This is a genomic window from Myxococcales bacterium, assembly GCA_016706225.1.
Taxonomy (GTDB): domain Bacteria; phylum Myxococcota_A; class Polyangia; order Polyangiales; family Polyangiaceae; genus JADJKB01.
Genome location: JADJKB010000021.1, coordinates 108064 through 128407, shown reverse-complemented (window position 1 = coordinate 128407; position 20344 = coordinate 108064). Strand labels below are relative to the sequence as shown.

Sequence of the window (20344 nt, the reverse complement as noted above, 5' to 3'; positions counted from 1 at the left end):
CTACGGCCTCTCGGACGGCGGGGGATGGTAGGGCGCCGAGGTGTCGTACATCACGCGAATCGTGCTCGCGTAGAGCTCACGAATGCGGTCGCGGCGAGGTTTCAGGGTCTCGGTGAGCTCTCCGCTGACGACGCTGAGCTCTTGTTCCAAGACGGTGAACTTGCGGATTTGTTCGAAGCGCGACAGGCGCCGGTTCACGTCGTCCACGTCGAGCTGGATCAGCGCGCGCAGCTCGGCGTCTCGCGCCAGCGCAGAGGGATCGGTGCCGCGCCGGTGATCCGCGGCCCAGCGCTTCACGGTGCTCAGGTCGAGTGTCAAGAGCGCGACCAGGTAGCGCTCGCGGTCCCCGAGGACCACGGCCTGGCTGATGAACGGCGACTGGCAGAGCAGTCGCTCCAGATTCTGTGGTGCGACGTTCGAGCCACCGGCCGTCACGATCAGATCCTTCTTCCGGTCGATGATGCTGAGGAATCCGTCGGCGTCGATGCGGCCGATGTCCCCTGTGTGCAGCCAGCCGTCGGCGTCGACGACCTCGGCCGTCGACTCGGGTTGTGCATGAAAACCACGCATCAACCCGGGCCCACGCAGGAGCACCTCGCCGTCCTTCTCGATGCGAGTCTCGACGCCGTCGAGTGCAAGGCCGACCGTGCCGAAGCGGTAGCGGTCGAAGCGGTTGACGTGGGTGCAGCCGCACATCTCCGTGAGGCCGTAGCCCTCGAGCACCAGAATGCCGACGGCATGAAACCACTCCGCCAGCTCCTTCGACAGCGGGGCGCCGCCACTCACGGCAAAGCGCAGGCGCCCCCCGAAGCGCTCTCGGACCTTGGAGAGGGCGATCTTGTCCGCATAACGCTGTCGAGCAGCGAGCAGCCCCGAAGGAGCATCGCCGCGCTGTTTCATCCTGGAGGTCTGCAGTCCGATGCCGATCGCCCAGCGCCACAGCCGCTCTTTCACCGCCCCCTCGGCGCCGGCGTTCTCCGTGGCGACGGAGAAGACCTTCTCGAACAAGCGGGGGACGGAGGTAAAAAACGTCGGGCGCACCTCCATGAAATTGTCGATCACCTGATGCATGCCCTCGGCGAAGGCCGTGCGGGTGCCTGCGGCGACCGCGCCGAAGAGCACGATGCGAGCGAGGATGTGAGCCAGCGGCAGGAACAGCAGCTGCTCATCGCTCGGACCGATGGGCATGGCCGCGAGCAGCTGTTCGACCTCGTAGAGCAGCGCGCCGTGGGTGAGCTCGGCGCCCCGCGACACCCCTGTCGTCCCCGAGGTGTAGACGATGGTGGCCAGGTCGTCGGGGCCGAGGGCCGTCCGACGGGCGTCGAGGTCCGCGGTGCAGGTCGCATCCCCCGCGCGGGTCGTGCCGTCGCGCACCAGGTCGACGTATCGACGGAGCTCGATCGGCTCGCCGGTCGCGCGCATCATTGGCTCCAGCGCTGCGGACGGGTCGAGCACGATGACCTCGTTCAGCTGCCCGGTGGTCCGCCCGGCAGCCCTCAGCGCGTCGAGCTGGGCGGCCGTCTCCACGAAGGCCCAGCGTGCGCCGCTGTTGTCCAGGATGGCGCCGATCTGCTCGCTGGTCGCGGTCGGGTAGATGGGTACGGTCACGGCACCGGCGCCCAGGATGCCGAAGTCGATGATGCCCCACTCCTGCCGTGTGCTCGACAGCAGCACGACCCGCTCTCCTCTCTCTACGCCGCCCGCGCACAGCGCCAGGGAAATGGCGCGACTCGCGTCACGCCACTCGCGCCAGCTCTCCCCCGTGTAACGACCCGACCTCTTGCTGCGGAGCGCGACCGCATCTCCGCTCTGGGCAGCGCGGTTCTCCAGCAGCTCCTGCAGGTGGCGCGGCTTCATGCTCGGGCCGCAGGCATCTCCGAGGGGCTCACAGCCCCATCACGTACCCAAGGCTTGGCTCGATGACCTGCCCCGTCGTCGGCAGCATGTACATGATGTTGATGTTGAGCTGGAAGCCACTGTTGGGGCTCATCGCGTACATCGCGCCGCCGTTGATGCCGACGAAGCTCTGCCCGAGCTTCTTGAAGGCGTCGAGGTCGAGAGGTTTGCCCTGGAAGCCCGGCTGCCCGGCTTTGCACGCATTGTAGAAAGCCTGATCCGTGACGGTCTTCAAGCCGTTCGCACAGTCGCGCACCGTGACCGGGAGCTTGGCGTCGATCTGAGCCAGACCGCCCTCCGCGCCGACGTACGGGCGCAGGCCCTTCTTTGCGAACACGTCCTTGCCGCCGAGCCAGTACTGCACCCGCAGCTCGGCGTGATACGGCAGGAACTTCACGTCCTTGTTCTTGCCAGCGGCGGGACCGCCGTTGAAGGCGTAACCGACGCGCGCGCCGAGGGTCAGGTTGGTGCCGAGCGCCCGGTCGAACGAGAGCATCACACGCGCGGTGGCCGGGGCCATGCCGGTGCTGATCTTGTTGGCCACGCCGGGCTGTGGGTCGAAGCGGTACTGGTCCTCCGTGCCTTTGTAGAAGCAGGCAAACCCTTCGGAGTCCTGGCTCTTCTGCGAGCACACGTCGTCCCCACCGACGATGGCGAGATCGTAGGCCGCGTGGAAACCCATCCAGTTCTTCTTGAAGGGCCCACTCGGCCCACTCGCATCACACTTGCCGCCACTGCACTTGGCGCCGGTCGGGCAGTCCGCATCGACGTCGCAGGTCTGTCCTTGTTCACAGGTGCCGTTGTTGCAGGACAGGCCCGACTGGCACTCGTCGGTCGACGCACAGCTCGAGCCCCAGCCCTTGGTTCCGCCGCCGCCCTTCTTGCAGCCGGGGAAATCCGGCGGACACTCTTCTTGTTCTGCGCAGCGCGCCGGCGGGTCCTTGTCCGGGAAGCTCGGCGCGTCCTGGTCGGTCTGCGGGACGACGGAGATCTCCACCGGCTTACTCTTGTTGCCATGGGTGTCGACGGTCTCCCCGGACGAGTCCTGCGCGCGCACGTAGAAGCGCAGGGTGCCGGCGAGCTGGGTGGCGGAGCAGGGGATTTCGCCCTGGAAGGCGTCGCCCTTCTTGCTCATCTTGACGGTCTTCCACTGCTCGCCGCCGAACTCCTTGTATTTGAGCTCGGCCTTCGAGGCCTCTTCCTCCGTCGTGCACGAAATGGGAATCGAACGCCGGGTCTGCACCTCGGAGACCTTCGGGGAACAATCCATCTCACCGACGGCGTCCTCGCCCGTCGGCTTCTTGCCGGGTTTGCCGCCCTCGCCGCCCTCGCCGCCTTCGCCGCCTTCGCCGCCGGTCCCGCTGGTGCCCCCGCCCTGCACCTCGCCGAAGGCTTTCTTGGTCTCCGGCGTCGCCAACGCGTCGTCCAGGGCAACCTTCGAATCTGCCGCGATGGCCTTCTGGAAGGCCTCCTTCGCGCCTTTCAGGTCGTTCTTGCCGCTGCCGCGCACGATGCCGACGTACATCCAGGCCTTGGCAATGACCGACCCGCTGCACTTGTCCCCGCAGGCGTTGATCGTGCCCGTGAGTGTGGCCTCGGCCTTGTCGAAGTCCGTTGCGAGGTAATGAGTATTGATCGCCTCGTCGATCTTCTTGGTCGCCGCGGCGTCGCGCGGAGCTGCAGAGGCGGTCGCAGCGGCAAAGGCCACGACGGCGGCGGAAAGGAGCTTGATGAGCGGTCGGCGATGCACGGGATATTTCTCTCCGTAAGGTGTTCGGTGATCGTTCGGAGCTCGCGAGCCGTTGATGGCCCTCCCGCGTCCGCATCCCCCGGGGTGGGGCGCTGCGGAGCCCGGCCGCTCAGTTGTTCTTGCTCTTCGGACAGCCTTCCTTCGTGCCCTCGGTGCGGACGAACTGAACGCGGCGGTTCAACGCCATGTTCTGCTCGGAGTTGTTGGGGACGAGGGGTCGCTCGAAGCCGTATCCGTGCGAGTCGAGTCGGCTCGCAGTCGTGCCGTGAGAGACCAGGTACTTCATCACGCTCGCGGCACGCTTGTCGCTGAGGCTCTTGTTGTACTTGGCGCTGCCGCGGTTGTCGGTGTGCCCCTGGACCTCGATCTTGATTTCCGGGTTCTTGCCGAGCACCTCGACGACGGCGTCCAGCACCGGGAAGCTCTCTTTGCGGATGACAGCCTTGTTGTACTCGAAGTGGATCTGCTGCGTGATCTTCACTTCGCAGTCGGTCACGACCACGAGCGCCGGTTTGGCGGGGCAGCCGAGCGGCTCTTGGGTCGCCGAGCCGATCTCGTTCGGGCACTGGTCCTTCAGATCCGGGACCGTGTCCTTGTCGTTGTCGAGATCCGGGCAGCCGTCCTCGTCTTCGTACCCGTCCGGATCTTCCGGGTCCATCGGGCACTTGTCCTTTGCGTCGAGGATGCCGTCGAGATCGTTGTCGACGTCGGGGCAGCCGTCGTCGTCGAGATAGCCGTCCTTGTCCTCGGGCTCGAGCACACAGGCGTCGATCGAGTCCGGCATGCCGTCGCCGTCGGTGTCCGGATCGTCCGGGCAGCCGTCTTCATCCTTGAAACCGTTGAAATTCTCGGGCTCGTCGGGGCAAGCGTCCTCGGGATCGAGGTAACCATCACCGTCGCGGTCACCCGGCGCAGGCTTGGGTTTCGCCTTCATCTCGACGAAACCGCGCTCGGCGCAGTACTGCGGCGGCGAGAGGAACACCGCGGCGTGCGCGTTCGGCTCGGCGAGCCAGAGGTGGCGCTTGGCGTTGGAGATGAAACCTTGGTCGAGCTCCATCGCCGCGAACTTCAACTGGCTTTGAGCCGTCGCGAGCTCGCGCGGCGCGCAGCGCACGGCGCCGTTGCGCTCGGCCTGCTCTGCGACCTGGCTGAGGCCTTCGATCTGGCCTCGCAACTTCGGCCCCTGTGCACACGCTGCGAACAAGAGTGCGGGGACGAGAACGAGCCATGCTCGGCGGAACCAGCGGTTCACCGGCCACCTCCTCGGTGTGCGTCGCGCGACAGGCGAATTGCTTTGTCTGCGAACTCTTCGGCAGTCTCGGCGAGGTTGGATGCGTCGCTGTAGTCCGCGGACGCCGCCTCTTCTTGTGCCTTCTCGAGGTGCTGCTTGGCGTAGAAGTACTCGTACGGAGCGAGCTTCTCCGCGCCGAGCTCGCGCGCTTCTTCGAGTCGACTCGCAGCGGAGTTGGCCTGGAACACGTAGAGCGTGTGTCCGCAGCCACTGAGCGCGATGCCGAGCCCCATCACCGTGAGCGCGGTGGGAAGGATCCCCCGCACACTGCCCCGACCGAAGCTGTCTTCCCTGGTCATCCGTTGCCCTCGGCTCGACAGCCGATTTTCGCTACGGGGACGCTACCAACCGACGGATTCCGCCGTCAATAAGCGGCGTTCGGGAACGACCATCGGCCGGGTATTCTCCCCCTCCCGGTAGTCCGTGCTGGGGGCGCCCCGGGACAAATCCTGAAGGGGCGGCTGGGGCGCCGGGGCGGAACTGACCCTGGTGCCACCCCGTCTTGGGCGCGGAGGCGGTCGGCGAGGTCGTTCCGACACGGAACGCACCAGCCCAGCATGAGCGCTCGGCAAAAGCGTCGCGCGCTCAGAGCGAAGCCCGAGCGCAGGTGTCAGCGCCGACGGAAAGGCGGCTCAGATCTTGCGGAAAACGCCGATGACTTTGCCCAACAGCATGGTCGGCTTGAAGTCCGAAGCTCGCACCAAGATGGGTGCCATTTGCGCGTTGGCCGGCTGGAAGCGCACGTAGTCGCGCTCGGGGTAGTAGTACTTCACGGTGGCTTCGTCGCCGATCATTGCGACCACGATCTCACCGCGCTCGGCCGTCGCTTGTTTCTTCACGAAGATGTAGTCGCCGCTGAAAATCCCGGCGTCGATCATGCTGTCGCCGGCCACTTTCAGGCCAAAAACGTCTTTTCCGCCCCGCACGAGCATGCGGTCGATGCGCACGTTGTCGACGATGTTTTCTTCCGCGAGCAGCGGTGCACCTGCCGCGACACGACCGACGATCGCGATCTCGACCAGGTCGTCGTTGTCGGCGGCCACGGGCGCTAGCTTCGGGTCGTTCACCAGCTTGAGCGCGCGGCTCTTCATGTCTTCCCGGCGCAGGTAGCCCTTGCGCTCGAGGGCGCGCAGGTGGTCGTTCACACCGTTGGTCGACTTGATGCCCATGTGTTCGCCGATCTCGCGCAGGGTGGGCGGGTAACCGCGGTCCTGGATCGAGTAGCGAATGAAGGCCAACGTCTGCTCTTGGCGCTTCGTGAGTCCTTGCATGATGAGGCAAGGCTACTGAACGGCCGTGCGGGAGTCAAATGTCCTACACAGTTTTCCCACAGCAGCGCGAAAACCCAAGGATTTCTTGGGCCCCGCGGGCCTCCCCGCAGGGAGGTTCTGAACGGCTTGGACTGCGCGCGCGCCACGCTGCGGGCGCGCAGGGCGATGCGTCCGAGCGCTGTGCGTGCGCTCAGAACTTCCCGCTCACCGACAAGAACGTGAGTTTGTCGGTGGTCTCTCGCAGCCGGCCAACCAGCATGCGCACGACGCTCCAGAGCACCTCGTAGGCCAGGTCTTTGTGCAGGAAAAGCAGATCGTCGAAACCGTCCTTCGGGATTGCGAGCAGTCGGCAGCGCTCGTGGACTCGAGCGTCCGCCGAGCGCGGGGACTCGTCCAGTAGCGCCATTTCGCCGAAGACCTCGCCCGCGCCGAGCACCGCGAGCGCTTCTTCCCCCATGCCCGGCACTTCGCGGCTGATCCGCACTTTGCCCTCCATGATCAGGTAGAGCTTGTCCCCGGCGTCGCCGTGCTGAAAAATCTTGGTCCCCGTCGCGTGACGCTCTTCGGTGGCGACCTTCGCAATCAGCTCCAGGGCCTCGGTCTTCAGGCCACTAAATAGCGCTACTTTGCGCAATTGCTCGACGCGCTCGGTGCTCACGAGCCTCGCACTCTAAATCAAGCCCCCGAGCCCGGCCACTTCGGCGAGGGGCCGGCGGCCTCGGGGCGTCGAACGGCGGCCCACGCTAGCGCGTGAACCGCACCGGGAACGGGCTCGTCGTCTTGGTCACGGGCTGACCGTCTTTGTCGATGCCTGCGGTGTACTGCATGCGGAGGGCGCAGCTCTTTGCCAGTCGGCCAAAGCCGTGGCCCGGATCGTTCAGCACGTTGACACTCTTGGCCCGGCCGTCGGTGCCGACCGTGACACTGATCATCACGGTGGCGTAGTCGATCTGATCGAAGTCCGCTTCGGGCGGGAAGCCGCAGTTCCAGCTGCGACTGGTCGGCGCCGCGGGCCGTGAGCCGTCTTTCGCGGCGGTCGGCGCAGGTCCTGCCGGGGCCCCGGGTTTGGTGCCCTTGCCTCCCGGCGCGCCGCCGTTGCGCGCCTTGGTGTCGTTTACTGCTGTCTTGGACGTGCCTGCGGAGGCCGTCGTGCCGCCCGCGAAACGGTCGCTGTCCCCGGTCACGAAGCCGTCCTTCGTCAGGTCGAGCGGATCGTCGGGGCTCGGCTCTTGCGTGAGCAGCTTGCCGGCTTGCGCCGCCTCGGGTGGTGGCTGGTCCTTCTCCGCCTGCTGTTTGTCGACCGGCGGTGTCGGCGCGGGCTCTTCCTTGACGATCTCCTCCGGCGCCGGGGGTGGCTTCGGCGGCTCCGGCTCGTGCAGGTCGATGTCGATCTCGGCGCGCTGCCGCTCGAGCACGACGCCGCGCACGCCCCGGGCGAACAACTCCATGTCGAACAGGTTCGTCGCCATCTGATAGACCGCGACGCCGTGCAGCATCGCGGCTCCGATGACACCGACGGCAAAGCCGAAGCGGAGCTCTCGTTCGCCCAGCTCGAGCACCCGCGCGAGCGGATCCGGTCTCGCTGTCCCGAAGACCGAGGAACCTGGGTGGGCGACTGCGCTCATCGAGAGATTACTTGGGCTGGGGCGCTTCTACTGGAACCCCCTCACCCTTGGGCGAGACGGCGAAGGCAATTTTTGCCACACCCGCGCCGCGCAGCAAGTCCAGCACGTGGATCACCCGCCCGTGCTCGACTTTCTTGTCAGCGCGGATCACGCAACGAATGTCCTTGTTCTTGGCCTTGGCGTCCTTGGCAAGCTGCGCGATGGCCTCGTCGCTCGGCACGCCCTTCGAGTCCACCACGGTCTTGCCATCGGCGCCGAGCTCCACGGAAAATACCGTCTGCACGTCCTCACCGCTGGCAGCCTTCGGCAGGTCCATGGGCATGCCCTGGGAGACGATGATCTTCGCCGTCACCATGAAGATGATCAGGAGTACGAGGGTGACGTCCACCAGCGGCGTCACGTTGATGCCGCTGATCAGCCCGTCGTCGTCATCACCACTACCGGCCGCCATCGATCACTCCTCGTCGTCGGCGCGGCTGGCGGACTTTTCGCGGGGCTTGGCGGGCGGTTCGGACTCGCCGTCGATGCGCGGGGCGTGACCGGCCTCGATCGCTGACAGGTGCGAAAGGAGCACGCGGGTCAGCGCGTCCGTGTTGGCGAGGATGGCCTTCGCTTGACGTTGAAACACGTTGTACATGACGACGGCGGGGATGGCGACGGCCAAGCCCACTGCCGTTGCGACGAGCGCCTCGGCGATGGCGTACATCACCTCTTGGGGTGCCATGGCGCCCGCGGTCTGCACGGTCTGGTTCTGCCGGCTGAGTGCTTCGAACGCTTGCACCACGCCAATGACGGTGCCGAACAGCCCGATGAAGGGTGCGTTGTTGCCGAGGGTGCCGAGGAACGCCAGACGTCGTTCGAGCTTGATGCGCTGCAGTGCCTGAGCCCCTTGCATCGCCTGTTCGGCGGCGCGGAGGCCGCGATCGGCCTCCAGCAGGCCGGCGCTCACCACCGCCGCCTCGGCGCTGGGAGAGGACTCCATGCGCTTCTTTGCGCCGTCGATGTCGTTGGCCCGGAGACGCTCCCGGAGATCCTTGGCCAGTTTTGCCAGGTCGTCGCGCAGGGACCAGTAGAACCAGCCTCGCTCGAGCATGACTGCAACCGAGAGCACGCTCAGCGCGACGAGGAGCCACATGACCCACCCGGCACCGAAGTTGGTCATCAGTCGTTGCAGCCACGATACGAGATTCATGAGTCTTTCCTTGGGGACGGGGCGATCGGTGGGAGGGCGATATCTTTAGTGCGGATCGCCCACGGAGCCATAGTCAAACGTGAAAGTGGCGGAGAGTGCGCGGGATCCGCGCGGGGGTCGGTCACTCAGAACACACGCACCTCGGCCAGCCCGCCGCCGGTACCCCGCCAGCTCTCGATCGTGATGCGTAGCTGGTCGATGGGCCGGCCGCTGAGCAGGACACCCTGGTGGAGGGTTCCGGGAGCCGCGAAGCGGAGGCGTCGTTCATCCACGAGCGCCCCACCGAACGAGGTCTCGATGCGGACTTCGTCGGCCCCGTAGTTCCCGTGCGGTGGGTTCTTGGCATTGGTCAACGCCAGGTGACGGACGGGCATGGCGGTGGCGAGGCGCACCTCGAGCCACGCATCTCGACCCGGCGGTGCGAGCCACTCACTCTCGTTACGGCCATCGACGGCGTTGGCCGGTTTGTACCAATCGTTCAGCGCCCGTTCCGCAAAATCCGAGGCGGTTGCCGACAGCATCGGTTTCGGTCGCTCCGGCGGATCGAGCGGTCCCGGGACGAGTGCGCGCGCGTAGCTCAGCGTGGTGAGTCCCACGCCGACCAGCACACCCGCGATGCGGACCCGCCGACGTCGCACGAAGAGCAAGAGGGCCACGCCAGCCAGGCCGACCCCGGTCGTGACGACCCCTGGCCAGAACGAACGAGGTTGGTAGCGGACGACGACTCGCTGCCTGCCTGGTGGCAGATCCAGCGCGAGCCGGCGTTCGTCGACCGCGATTTCGCCGACGGACGCCGACCACCCGGGACTGTAGGTCTGATTGAAGACCACTCGCCCGCCGATCGGCAGCTCGACCTCGGCGAACACCGTCGATGTGGTTCGCCCTTCGCCGATCAGTGTGCCGAGCGGAGTGACCCGGGTCTGCGGGACCGGACCCGACCACAGCGACGGAGCGGGTTTGTAGCCCATGCCGGTGTAACACCAGCCGCTGCCGAGGTTGTCGTTGGGAGCCTGGGCTCGGGGCGGGAATTTGGCCTCCTGTTTGGAGGTCGGGACGCCGTCGAGGCTGAAGTCCTTCGGCGCGCGCACGATGATCGGCGGCGACGCCCAGTGCCCGTCGAGGATTGCCCGGTGCTCGGCAAGCACGGGGAGTGAGGCGGCCGCGGCGATGAGCCACGGCAAGAGCGCGCGAGCCTTGCCCAGTCTTTTCAGACCGAGCTCGAGCCGCGCGCTGCCCTCTGCCGTCGCGAGGAGCCAGTCCAGACCGTGCGCTGCGAGGAGCGCGACGAAAAAGGTCACCGCGAACAGGAAGCGAGTCGGCACCTGCAGTGAATTGAACAGGGGCAGTCGGCGCAGCAGTGACCATGGCGCGAGCCGCGCGAAGTCGCCGAGGCAGAAGCTGCCGAACAGGGCGGCGCCCAGCAGCAGGCTGGGGCGTCGCTTCGTCACGACGGCGATGCCGAGCGCGGCCAGACCCAGCACGCCGAACCCGAGGTAGCTGCCGTATTCCACGCGACCGTAGAGGTGGCCGGGCAGCTGAACGAGATCCGAGGCGTGGTCGAAGTGGGTCAGGAAGTTCCACAGCTCCGCCAGCGAGACGACGTCCTTGTGGTCGCGGACTCGCGGGTAGAGCACGACGTGTTCGAGCACCGGGATCAGGCGGAACCCCGACAGCAAGAGCGCGAGCAGCGCCGCGATACCCAGGGCCGAAGCGAGCCGGCGGGGCTCGGCCCCGCGGCGCCAGAGCACGCCGGCGTCGAAGGCGAGCAGGAGCGCGAAGTACGGGAAGGCATAGACGCCGCCGGCGAGGAGCGCGAGGGCGAAGGTCGTCGCCACGAGCGCCGCCCAGCGCAGCTCGGAAATCGATCTCCGGAAACCGAGCAGCACCAGCGGCGCCAGGTAAAACGCAACGAAGCCGCCGTGTCCGGAGCCGACGTGCCAGGCGAAGAACCCGGACGTGGCCCACGCGATCGCGGCGAGTGCCGCTGGGGCGCGGCCGAGTTTCTCTTCGCTCCGCGCGAAGGCGTACATCGCCAGCAGCCCCGAGAGCGCGTGCGCGACGATGAACGTCTTCAGCGCGAGGGTGCTGCCCACGAGGAACGTGAGGAAGAAGAGCGGGTGGAAGAGCTGCGACTGAGGATCACCCCACTCGGGGATCCCTCCGCACTGAAAGGGGTTCCAGAGTGGCAGCTCGGCGTGACGGCTGAGGGCTACCCGGCCGAGCTCCCACGAGTGGTGGAAGAACTGGTAGTCGCCGAAACCGGTGTTCGCCGGGCGGGCGAACAGCTCCTGGAACGCGACTGCGACCACGCCCAGGAACAGGCCCAGCACTCCGAGCCGCGGGAGCCATGCCCGAGGTGGGACGGGTTTCGTCGACGGAGCGTCGGGCATCTGCCCTCCGGACGCTACAACGGACGCGCCTCGAGTTCTAAAGCCGGATCGAGGTCCTGCTCGGGAAGTGGCGCGCTCACAGCTCGTGGGGCATCAAGTCGTGCGGGGAGCGGTAGAATTGCTGGGGTGAGTAGGCGAGCAAATTCGAGACCCGGCGCATGTAAATGTCTGCGTACTGGCTGACCTGAAGTCCGAAGCCGCTCATCTCGTTCTCTTCTTTCAGCAGCGAACCCCAGTACGGGTGGAAGGTCCGATCGACGCGTTCGTGCAAGAGGGCGTGTTCTTGGTCGATGCGTCGGAGCTCGGCCCGGAGTCGGTCGATGGCGCGTTTGACCCGGGCCCGGTCGGCGATCCGCTCGGCGCCGTCGTGGTTGGTCGCTCGCCCCAGCTCCTTGAACTGCGTCTGGTAGAAACGCAGCTCGTCCTCGATCTTCTCGCGCTGTTCGTGCAGGTCGCGGATGCGTGACAGCTCGGTGGCGCAGGTCTCGAGGGCGGCGATCTCGGCGTCGAGCTCCTGAATGATCATGGCGGTGCGCCAGGAGGTCTCCTTCTTCGAGCGCAGGATGTCGCCGAAGATGTGGTCGCCGACGTAGAGCACGCTGGAGCCGCGCACCCCGACCAGTCGCTCGAAGTCGGCCAGGTTGCCGTGCTCGTAGACCCGTCCGCGTTCGAGCCCAGCCTTGACGGGTCGGGTGGTCTCTCCGTCACGCTCCAGGAAGGGTTGGCCGTCCTGGAACCACGCGGGTTTCTGCGCCGCCGCGATCACGACGTCGAAGTAGTGGTGCCAGCTCGGGTACTCCGCCATGGCGCTGCCGAGCAGGTAGGTCATGACGGAGTCGGTGTAGCTCGACGGGGAGTTCGTCAGCAGAAACAGCTTTTTTCCCGATGACCTGAACTTGTGCAGTGTGCGGGCGAGCTCCGGGTCGCGCTCGATGTAACGCGGAAAATCGGCGGTCACCCGGGCGTAGACCGAGCCGTCGCGGTGTGCGTCATCGATGGACATGCGCACGTCGCCGAAAACGGTCGCGTAGTCGACGTGCTCGCCACGGCGTTCGAGCACGTCGACGATGGCGGAGTACGCGGTCACCTCGGACAGCGCAAAGAGTGTGTCGATCCAGTGGTAGCGGGGAGTGTGCGGGCGGATGCGCAGGTGATGATAGAGGTCGTCCAGCGTCTCACGCGCCAAGAGACTCAGGCCGTGGTAGCCCTTGAGTACGCCTTTGTGGCGGTCCATCTTCAGGACGTGGCCGAGCTTCTTGTCGACCAAGAGCCCGCGGATGGGAAAGCGGGCGTCGTAGCTCAGGTGTTTCAGGTAGGCGGGATAACCCCGGCGCACCATGCGCTCGGCGGTCATGTCGATGCTGATCGCGTCCATCTCCTCTTGTCGGTAGATGGCCAGGGTGTAGTCCATGTCGAACCCGACCCACTCGATGCCAGAGAGGCGCAGGTTGCGGTTGACGAACACCCGATCCGCGCGGGGGATGCCCAGGCCGCGCGCCGATTCCGAGACGACCCCCGGCAGGGGCAAGAGCAGTTGTTTGGGGTAGAGAGGCAAGAAAGCTGATTGTTCAGGACAATGCCCGCGCTTGTCGAATTGTTGGCACTGGCTACGTCGTGTCTCGGACCCGCTCGACGCCGTGTCCGGCCTTTATCTCCGCGAGGGAGAGCTCCGGTCCACGCTGCTCGAAACCGCCGGCGAGCGGCCGCTTCGCCATGAACAGCGGAGTGTCGAGGTCGACGAAGGAGAATCCCCCGAGACCTGCGGCGAAACACGCCCCGGTGGTCATGGCGAGCTCCGTCTCGACCATGCCGCCAATCATCAGACGCAGGCCCAGCGCGCGAGCCGTGAGTGCCATGTCGAGGGCCTCGGCAACGCCGCTCTTCATCAGCTTCAGGTTGATGACGTCGGCGGCGCGCTCTCGGGCGAGCACCGTTACGGCGCGCGCGTTCTTCGCGCTCTCGTCCGCTGCTACCGCGATGCGTCCGTTCTCGCGCACCCGGCGTAGGCCTTCGATGTCGCCCGCTGGCGTTGGCTGTTCGAACAGAACGATGCGTGAGCGAAACGGACCCAGCTCGCTCAAGACAGCCAGGGCCTCGTCGGAGGAGAAGGCCGCGTTGGCGTCGAGGATCAGCCGGGCGCGGGGCGCGGCCTCGAGGACCGCGACGAGGCGCGCGAGATCGGTATCGAGCTGAGTGCCGCCGATCTTCACCTTGAGCAGCTCGAACCCGCCCTGGGCGGCGCGCTCGGCGGCGGCTCGGGTGTCGGCTACGGTTCCGGTGACGAGCGTGATGTCGGTGTGCAGCGAGAGCTCGGCGCCGCCGAAGAACTCCCAGAGTGGCATGCCGGCATGGCGGCAGAGTGCGTCGAGCAGCGCGGTCTCGACGGCGCAGCGGGCGGCGGGCGCTCCGGGCGCGAGCTCCGCGAGCTGTGCAGCGATGCGTCGCCAGCGGCGCGCGTCTTGGCCCGTCACGACCGAGCGCATGCTCTCCAGGCTGGCGAGGGTCTGGTCTCGGGTCTCGCCGCTCACGACCGGGAACGGTGCGGCTTCGCCCAACCCCAACGTGCCGTCCTCGAGCTCCAGCGTGACCAGGACGTTGTTCGCGACCTCCTGTTTACCGCCGGCGATGCCGAACGGCGTCGTGAGTGCGACGTCGAAGGCCTCGGCGCGCAGGTGGCGGATGGCGAGCATGCTGAAACCCCGGCTAGACTAGCGCCGTCATGCGTCCGATAGCCATTGTCGTCACCGGGGATCCCGTTCCGGCCGCGCGGGCCTCGCGGGGCAGCTTCGCCGACATGATCCGGCGTGGGGTCGGCGAGGCCTGGACGGGTCCGTGGCTGGAGGTCGATGCGCGGGCGCCGGCGGCGTGGCCCGAGCCGGAGGAGATCTCGGGTGTCGTCGTGACGGGGTCGAGCGCGAGTGTCACCGAGCGTGCGCCGTGGATCTTGGAGACGGAGGCACGCCTGCGCGGATGGGTCGCGGCGGGTGCGCCGGTGTTTGGGATTTGTTTTGGTCACCAGCTGCTCGGTCAGGCGCTGGGTGGCCGTGTCGCGCACAACCCGCGTGGGCGTCAGATCGGAACGGTGGAGGCGGAGCTCACTGCCAAGGACGTGCTGTTCGACGGTGTGGCACGTCCGTTCCGGGTCAACGCTTCGCATCGCGACGTGGTGGCAGAGCTTCCCCCGGGCGCGCGTGTGGTAGGGCGCACTCCGAAGGACCCGCATGCGTTCGTGCGCTTCGGCGAGCGCGTGGTCGGCGTGCAGAGTCACCCGGAGTTCGACGCGGTGACGATGCGCGCGTACGTCACGGAGCGGAGGGAGATCCTGACCGCCGAGGGTTTCGATGTCGATGCGACGCTCGACCGGGTCGACGACGCCGAGCCGGGTGCGAGCGTTCTCAGGCGCTTCGTGGAGCAGGCCGTGCGCGGTGGGACTGGGTGAGGGGGGCGGACGCCCAGGCGCTGGTGCGGGCATACATGCTAGAGATACCGTGATGGCCAACTCGAAGGCTCCGCCGGGGCGCAAGTCCTCGAGGCCCACGAGCCGCAACTCGAAAGCGCCCGCGTCCCCCTCGAAATCCCCCGCGCGCCCGTCGAAGGCCCCCGCGCGCCCATCGAAGTCCCCCGCGCGCCCGTCGAAGGCCCCCGCGCGCCCGTCGAAGGCCCCCGCGCGCCCATCGAAGGCGCCGCGCGCCCGCGTCAGCCATCGCCCGCCGGCGTCCAACAAGAAGCTCATCGTCGTAGCGGATGACGATCCCGCAATCGCCAAGATGCTGCTGCGCATGCTCGAGCCCAAGTACGACGTGCGCTGGGCCCAGGATGGGCCGCAGGCCCTCGCGCAGGCCACGGCGGAGCCCCCACCGCAGTTGCTCGTGCTCGACGTGATGATGCCCGGCTTCGATGGGTTCGGCGTCGCGCAGCGGCTGAAGCTCGTGCCTCAGGCCCGGCGCCTGCCCATCCTGTTCCTCACGGCGCGCGACGCACCCAAGGACATCGTGCAGGGCATCCAGCTCGGGGCGCGCGGCTACATCATCAAGCCGTTCAAGGTGAAAGAACTGCTGGACAAGGTCCGCGCGCTAATTGGCGACTGAACCGAGCGCGGGTCAAACCCCGCGCGTGAAGCTCGGCAGCCCGGCGTACCTCGCGGTGTGAAACGCATCGTCGCCAAACAGCGTGGCGAGGATGTGCATGCGCTTGAAATACAGCCCGACGTCGTGTTCGTCGGTGACCCCGATGCCGCCGTGCAGCTGGATGCCCTGGCGAGTCACGAACGCCCCGCTCTCGATGACGCTGGTCTTGGCGGCGCTGATGGCCCGGTGCCGCTCGGCGACGTCGGTCTCGTCGGCCTTGATCATCGCGAGCATGGCCACGGATTTGGTCAGCTCGGTCTCCACGAACATGTCCACGGCGCGGTGCTGCAACGCTTGAAAGCTGCCGATGGGCGCGCCGAACTGCTTGCGCTCCATCAGGTAGCTGCGGGTCATCCACAGCACGGACTGCAGGATGCCACTTGCCTCACACACCGTGGCGGCGGCGCCGTAGTCCATCAGGTGATCGAGCAGCGGCCCGGCCTTGCCCTCTTCGCCGAGCAAGCGGTCCCTGCCGAGCTCGACGTTCTTCAGCTCCAAGAGCGCGCCCTTCTGGCTGTCCATCATCTGGACGGCCTGGATTTTCACGCCGGGCGTGTCCTTGTCGATCACGAACAGCGAGAGCCCGTCGCCACTGCGGGTGTCCCCGCCGGAGCGCGCGCTCAGCACGATGTGATCGGCCGCGTGGCCGTTCAGCACCCAGCGCTTCTGCCCATCGAGGCGGAACCCGTCCTTGGTCTTCTCGGCGCGGGTCTTCACGTCGTTGACGTCGTGCCGGCTCTGCTCCTCGTTCCAGGCAAAGGCCAGGCTCTCGTCGCCAGTCAACGACTTGGCCAGGAAGCGCTCTTGCTGCTCCGGCGAGCCGGACCTCGCGATGGCGGTGCCCGCAACCATGAGCGGGATGATGGGTTCGGGCACGAGCGTCGTGCCGAGCTCCTGCAAGATCAACCCGGCCTCGACGAACGTCATGCCGGCGCCGCCCACGCTCTCGGGGAACATCACGCCGAGCCAGCCGAGCTCGCCCATCTGTTTCCAGGTCTTCCGGTCCCAGCCGAGCTCCGTGCCGCGCAGCTTGCGCATGCGCTCGACGGGAGATTCCTTCTTCACGAACTCACGGACGGTGTCCACGAGCAGGGTCTGATCCTCGGTCAATTCGAAGTCCATCGTCGTTCCTCAGCTGGGGAGCCCAAGAATCATCTTCGAGATGATGTTCTTCTGGATCTCGTTGGAGCCCGCGTAGATCGTGGCCGCTCGCAGGTAGTTGAACCCCGGCGCGACCCAGTGCTCGCGCGGTGGAACGACGCCGGCCTCGTTGTACCAAGACAGCGAGTTGTGCCCCATCAAGACCATCAACAGGTCCATGCACCCCTGCTGGATCTCGGTGCCGCGGAGCTTGAGGATGCTGGACTCCGGTCCCGGCGCGTGACCGAGCTTGGCTCCGGCCAGCGCCCGATAGTTCGCCATGCGCAGCGCCTCGAGGCGGATCTCGAGGGTGGCGATGCGTGCACGAACGACCGGGTCGTCGAGCAGCGCCCGCCCGCCCGCCTGGGTATCTCGCGCAATGCGCTTGGCCCGAAGCAGCGCCCGGGCGCTGATGCCGATGCCCGCGACCAGCGTGCGCTCGTGGCCGAGCAGCGCTTTGGCGTAGGTCCAGCCCTGGTTCATCTCCCCGACCAGGTTCTCCTTCGGCACCTTCACGTTCTCGAACCAGGTCTCGCAGAACGCGGGCGTTCCACCGGTAGTCAGGAACGGTTTTGCCGTCACTCCCGGCGACTTCATGTCACACAGGATGAAGCTGATGCCTTCTTGTTTCTTCTTCGCTTCGCCGTTGGTCCGCGCCAGCAAGAAGATCCAGTCCGCGTACTGCGCGTAGGTCGTCCACGTCTTCTGCCCGTTCAGGATGAAGTGGTCGCCCTTGTCTTCCGCACGCAGCGCCAGCGAGGCCAGATCACTGCCGGCGTTCGGCTCCGAGTAACCCTGACACCAGACGTCCTCACCGCTGAGGATCTTCGGCAGGTAGCGCTTCTTCTGCGCGTCGTTGCCGAACTGGATCAAGAGCGGACCGACCATGGCCAGGCCAAACGGGGAGGTGCGCGGGGTGCCCGCCAGCTCCAGCTCTTCACTGAAGAGGAAGCGCCGTGCCGCATCCCAGCCGGTGCCGCCGACCTCTTTCGGCCAGTGGGGCGCAGCCCAGCCCTGCTTGCCGAGGATCTTGTGCCACTCCATCACCTCGTCGTGGTCGAACTCCGCGTCGATCTCGGCTTTGGCCTTGAGGTGTGGGGGCAGGGCGCTCGCGATCCAGGCGCGAACCTCGTCGCGGAAGGCGAGCTCTTCGGGGCTGAAAGAAAGGTCCATGGCGGGTCCTCGGGGTGGGCGTCCAGCCGACGCAGCGTGGGCTTATAACACGGCGCGGCAATTCGGGAGGCGCAGTGTCCGCGCCCAATTTCCCTAGCTGTTTCGTCGCTCCGAAAGATGCTCTATAGGGCTCGCCCTCATGGGATTTTCCTGCGGCATCGTCGGCCTGCCGAACGTCGGCAAGAGCACCCTCTTCAACTCGCTCTCCACCGCCAAGGCGGAGGCCGCGAATTTCCCGTTCTGCACCATCGAGCCGAACGTCGGCGTCGTCACGGTGCCGGACCCGCGGCTCGATGCGCTGGCCAAGGTGTGCAAACCCGAGAAGATCATCCCGACGACGATCCGCTTCGTGGACATCGCCGGCCTGGTGAAGGGCGCGTCGAAGGGTGAAGGCCTCGGCAACAAGTTCCTCTCGCACATTCGTGAGGTCGACGCGATTGCGCACGTCGTGCGCTGTTTCACCGACTCGAACGTGGTGCACGTCGACGGGCGGGTCGATCCGGTCGCCGACGTCGCGACCATCGGCACCGAGCTGTGTTTGAAAGATCTCGACACGGTACAGAACCGCCTGGACCGCGCCCGCAAGCAGTCGAAGGGTGGCGACCCCATCGAGAAGCTCGCCATCGGGGTGTGCGAGAAGCTGGCGGAGCACCTCGACGCCGGCAGGCCGGCGCGCAGCCTGCGCTTCGAGGACGAAAAGGAGAGCGCCATCGTCAAGGAGATGCAGCTGCTCACTTCGAAGCCGACGTTCTACGCGGCCAACGTCGACGAGGCCTCCCTGACGAACCTCGCAGGCAACCCGCACTACGCGGCGCTCGTTGCGCTGGCGAAAGCGGAGGGCGCGCCGGTCGTCCCGATCTGCGCATCGCTCGAGGCGCAGATCGCGGAGCTAGAGCCCGCCGATCGCCCCGACTTTCTCGCCAGCGTCGGCCTGAGTGAACCCGGCCTCAATCAGGTGATCCGCGTCGGTTACGAGATGCTCGGCCTGATCACGTACCTGACGGCGGGTGAAAAGGAGGTCCGTGCCTGGACCATCCAGAAAGGCTGGACGGCGCCCCAGGGTGCCGGCGTGATCCACACCGACTTCGAGCGCGGTTTCATCAAGGCCGAGGTCATCTGGTGGGAAGATCTGGTCAACCTCGGCAGCGAAGCCAAGTGCCGCGAGGCCGGCAAGCTGCGCATCGAGGGCCGCGACTACGTGGTCAAGGACGGCGACGTGATGCATTTCCGGTTCAACGTTTAGGCGCCGGGTTCCCTGCCACGGGTCGGGAGGCCGCCCGATCATCTCGCGCCGACCGCCTGGTGCTCGCCCGCCGCCAGCCTGGCGGCGGCGCGCTCGAGCCCGCGCTTGGACTGCGCCTTCCACTGCCGAACGATGATCTCGTGACCGGTCAGCGCCATCCTCAGGCCCGGCAGTCGGCGTTCTCGTCCCGTAGTGAGACGAGATCTGGTAGGTGGCGAACGCATCATCGATCCACTCTATCAAGCGGTGGTGGGCCTCGACTCCATCGTACGGCGCCACGCGCGCGATCCGCGCCAGGTGGGCCACGCCGCGCGCGTTGTTGCGCACGAATCGCCTCAGGCTTTGCCAAAGGGGCGGCCGTGCTCGAACCCTGTTGGCAGTATGCCACGACGGAAGTGCACGGCATCCGCCGGCCTCGCCGGTAGTTCAAGTGGGTTTACGCCGCTCATGCCGATCGCGATCTGAGCGTCGCAAGACTGCTCGAGTCGAGGCTAGATGGCGAAAACTCGAACCTGCTTGAAGGGTGAAGCAAGTCGCCGCATGTCCGCGGGGTCCCCGGTTGCGATCACGGAAGCGTCAAAGAGTAGCGCGGTTGCTACGACGAATGCGTCCACAGCGTGGGCGGAGGATAGCTTGGCACGACCTAGCAGATGGCCAGCCCGTTTGGCGATCGTCTGGGTGAGGTCACAAACGACGATCCCGCGCGAGGCGAGGAGGTGGTCAATGGGAGGGTCATGCCGAGGGCCTCGGCACACTTCGGCGAGCACAGGTGCGGGGACGCGGACGAGCGCACCACGCTCATGCGCCACGGTGAGGATGGCCCGGGCTCTATCCGCCAGCACGCCGCGCTCGGTCGCATTGGCGAGCGCATTGACCGCCTCCGAATCCAGAATCAGCGCTTCGGCCATGCTTTACGAGCAGTGGAGAGGGTGCCTTTCGGCACCGGACCGAGATCCCGGTCGAGCCCAGCCAAGAACGCACCGAGTTGTTCGCGCTCGAGCTCGTGCGCGATGGCACGCGCCACGAACCCCGAAAGCCCGCGAGGCCCGACCCGTCGCCGTACCGCCTTCGCCAGGTCGCTCGGGACGCTCACAGAGAGCTTGGCTGCAGCTGTCTCCGCCACACATGATTCCTACCAGAGTAGGAATCGTCACGCAAGTGGCGACAGGAGCCTCCACCCTGCACCCGCCCGCTCTTCTTCTTCGTGCGCAGGCGCGTCCGCGCGCCGCCCCGTCGCCGCCCGATC

The 20344-nt window shown here is 66.7% G+C and carries 18 protein-coding genes; 3 read left to right on the top strand and 15 right to left on the bottom strand.

Features of this window, described 5'->3' with window-relative positions:
• The 12 genes from IPI67_25300 to IPI67_25245 all read right to left on the bottom strand — a co-directional run bounded on the left by IPI67_25300 (position 1) and on the right by IPI67_25245 (position 14105).
• The gene (locus tag IPI67_25300) at positions 1 to 1857 is read right to left on the bottom strand and encodes a long-chain fatty acid--CoA ligase (protein MBK7583495.1); all 1857 of its coding nucleotides are present in this window, start codon (positions 1855 to 1857) and stop codon (positions 1 to 3) included.
• A 28-nt stretch (positions 1858 to 1885) separates the two neighbouring features.
• A complete protein-coding gene (locus tag IPI67_25295; GenBank protein MBK7583494.1) occupies positions 1886 to 3646 on the bottom strand; it encodes a hypothetical protein in 1761 nt (586 codons plus the stop codon).
• 109 nt (positions 3647 to 3755) lie between these two features.
• Positions 3756 to 4898 carry an OmpA family protein gene (locus tag IPI67_25290; GenBank protein ID MBK7583493.1) on the bottom strand — a complete coding sequence of 381 codons (1143 nt, stop codon included), beginning with the start codon at positions 4896 to 4898 and terminating at the stop codon, positions 3756 to 3758.
• Complete coding sequence (locus tag IPI67_25285) at positions 4895 to 5170, bottom strand: DUF4398 domain-containing protein (protein MBK7583492.1); 276 nt, start codon at positions 5168 to 5170, stop codon at positions 4895 to 4897. Before IPI67_25285 ends, IPI67_25290 begins: the two co-directional genes overlap by 4 nt.
• Before the next feature lie 399 nt (positions 5171 to 5569).
• Complete coding sequence (gene lexA, locus IPI67_25280; protein ID MBK7583491.1) at positions 5570 to 6208, bottom strand: transcriptional repressor LexA; 639 nt, start codon at positions 6206 to 6208, stop codon at positions 5570 to 5572.
• Between the two features lie 190 nt (positions 6209 to 6398).
• Positions 6399 to 6866, bottom strand: a complete 468-nt coding sequence (locus IPI67_25275) for a cyclic nucleotide-binding domain-containing protein (GenBank protein ID MBK7583490.1) — start codon at positions 6864 to 6866, stop codon at positions 6399 to 6401.
• Positions 6867 to 6951: 85 nt separating this feature from the next.
• On the bottom strand, positions 6952 to 7833 hold the full coding sequence (locus IPI67_25270; GenBank protein ID MBK7583489.1) for an energy transducer TonB: 882 nt from the start codon (positions 7831 to 7833) through the stop codon (positions 6952 to 6954).
• Between the two features lie 7 nt (positions 7834 to 7840).
• Positions 7841 to 8284: a biopolymer transporter ExbD gene (locus IPI67_25265; GenBank protein ID MBK7583488.1), complete on the bottom strand. Its 444-nt coding sequence runs from the start codon at positions 8282 to 8284 to the stop codon at positions 7841 to 7843.
• A gap of 3 nt (positions 8285 to 8287) precedes the next feature.
• Entirely contained in the window at positions 8288 to 9025 is a 738-nt protein-coding gene (locus tag IPI67_25260; protein MBK7583487.1) for a MotA/TolQ/ExbB proton channel family protein, read from the bottom strand.
• A gap of 125 nt (positions 9026 to 9150) precedes the next feature.
• The gene (locus IPI67_25255; GenBank protein ID MBK7583486.1) at positions 9151 to 11415 is read right to left on the bottom strand and encodes a hypothetical protein; all 2265 of its coding nucleotides are present in this window, start codon (positions 11413 to 11415) and stop codon (positions 9151 to 9153) included.
• Positions 11416 to 11491: 76 nt separating this feature from the next.
• Positions 11492 to 12970, bottom strand: a complete 1479-nt coding sequence (locus tag IPI67_25250; GenBank protein MBK7583485.1) for an HAD-IG family 5'-nucleotidase — start codon at positions 12968 to 12970, stop codon at positions 11492 to 11494.
• Positions 12971 to 13022: 52 nt separating this feature from the next.
• A complete protein-coding gene (locus IPI67_25245) occupies positions 13023 to 14105 on the bottom strand; it encodes a dipeptide epimerase (GenBank protein ID MBK7583484.1) in 1083 nt (360 codons plus the stop codon).
• A 29-nt stretch (positions 14106 to 14134) separates the two neighbouring features.
• Here IPI67_25245 and IPI67_25240 point away from each other — a divergent pair, with 29 nt between their 5' ends.
• Together IPI67_25240 and IPI67_25235 are read left to right on the top strand one after the other, a co-directional pair.
• Entirely contained in the window at positions 14135 to 14854 is a 720-nt protein-coding gene (locus IPI67_25240) for a glutamine amidotransferase (GenBank protein ID MBK7583483.1), read from the top strand.
• A 52-nt stretch (positions 14855 to 14906) separates the two neighbouring features.
• Positions 14907 to 15503 carry a response regulator gene (locus tag IPI67_25235; protein MBK7583482.1) on the top strand — a complete coding sequence of 199 codons (597 nt, stop codon included), beginning with the start codon at positions 14907 to 14909 and terminating at the stop codon, positions 15501 to 15503.
• 12 nt (positions 15504 to 15515) lie between these two features.
• On the opposite strand, the gene IPI67_25230 is transcribed toward IPI67_25235, so the two are convergent.
• Positions 15516 to 16664: an acyl-CoA dehydrogenase family protein gene (locus IPI67_25230; protein ID MBK7583481.1), complete on the bottom strand. Its 1149-nt coding sequence runs from the start codon at positions 16662 to 16664 to the stop codon at positions 15516 to 15518.
• Between the two features lie 9 nt (positions 16665 to 16673).
• Positions 16674 to 17855, bottom strand: coding sequence for an acyl-CoA dehydrogenase family protein (locus tag IPI67_25225; protein ID MBK7583480.1), 1182 nt, complete (start codon positions 17853 to 17855; stop codon positions 16674 to 16676).
• A 139-nt stretch (positions 17856 to 17994) separates the two neighbouring features.
• Between IPI67_25225 and ychF the strand changes: the two genes are divergently transcribed.
• A complete protein-coding gene (gene ychF / locus IPI67_25220) occupies positions 17995 to 19098 on the top strand; it encodes a redox-regulated ATPase YchF (protein MBK7583479.1) in 1104 nt (367 codons plus the stop codon).
• A gap of 491 nt (positions 19099 to 19589) precedes the next feature.
• On the opposite strand, the gene IPI67_25215 is transcribed toward ychF, so the two are convergent.
• Entirely contained in the window at positions 19590 to 20006 is a 417-nt protein-coding gene (locus tag IPI67_25215) for a PIN domain-containing protein (GenBank protein MBK7583478.1), read from the bottom strand.
• Positions 20007 to 20344 lie beyond the last annotated feature (338 nt).

Coding starts and splice junctions, on each gene's coding strand:
- IPI67_25230 (MBK7583481.1), bottom strand. CDS start 16,664: ATGGACTTCGAATTGACCGAGGATCAGACCCTGCTCGTGGACACCGTC.
- ychF (MBK7583479.1), top strand. CDS start 17,995: ATGGGATTTTCCTGCGGCATCGTCGGCCTGCCGAACGTCGGCAAGAGC.
- lexA (MBK7583491.1), bottom strand. CDS start 6,208: ATGCAAGGACTCACGAAGCGCCAAGAGCAGACGTTGGCCTTCATTCGC.
- IPI67_25260 (MBK7583487.1), bottom strand. CDS start 9,025: ATGAATCTCGTATCGTGGCTGCAACGACTGATGACCAACTTCGGTGCC.
- IPI67_25300 (MBK7583495.1), bottom strand. CDS start 1,857: ATGAAGCCGCGCCACCTGCAGGAGCTGCTGGAGAACCGCGCTGCCCAG.
- IPI67_25225 (MBK7583480.1), bottom strand. CDS start 17,855: ATGGACCTTTCTTTCAGCCCCGAAGAGCTCGCCTTCCGCGACGAGGTT.
- IPI67_25255 (MBK7583486.1), bottom strand. CDS start 11,415: ATGCCCGACGCTCCGTCGACGAAACCCGTCCCACCTCGGGCATGGCTC.
- IPI67_25245 (MBK7583484.1), bottom strand. CDS start 14,105: ATGCTCGCCATCCGCCACCTGCGCGCCGAGGCCTTCGACGTCGCACTC.
- IPI67_25265 (MBK7583488.1), bottom strand. CDS start 8,284: ATGGCGGCCGGTAGTGGTGATGACGACGACGGGCTGATCAGCGGCATC.
- IPI67_25270 (MBK7583489.1), bottom strand. CDS start 7,833: ATGAGCGCAGTCGCCCACCCAGGTTCCTCGGTCTTCGGGACAGCGAGA.
- IPI67_25285 (MBK7583492.1), bottom strand. CDS start 5,170: ATGGGGCTCGGCATCGCGCTCAGTGGCTGCGGACACACGCTCTACGTG.
- IPI67_25235 (MBK7583482.1), top strand. CDS start 14,907: ATGGCCAACTCGAAGGCTCCGCCGGGGCGCAAGTCCTCGAGGCCCACG.
- IPI67_25240 (MBK7583483.1), top strand. CDS start 14,135: ATGCGTCCGATAGCCATTGTCGTCACCGGGGATCCCGTTCCGGCCGCG.
- IPI67_25215 (MBK7583478.1), bottom strand. CDS start 20,006: ATGGCCGAAGCGCTGATTCTGGATTCGGAGGCGGTCAATGCGCTCGCC.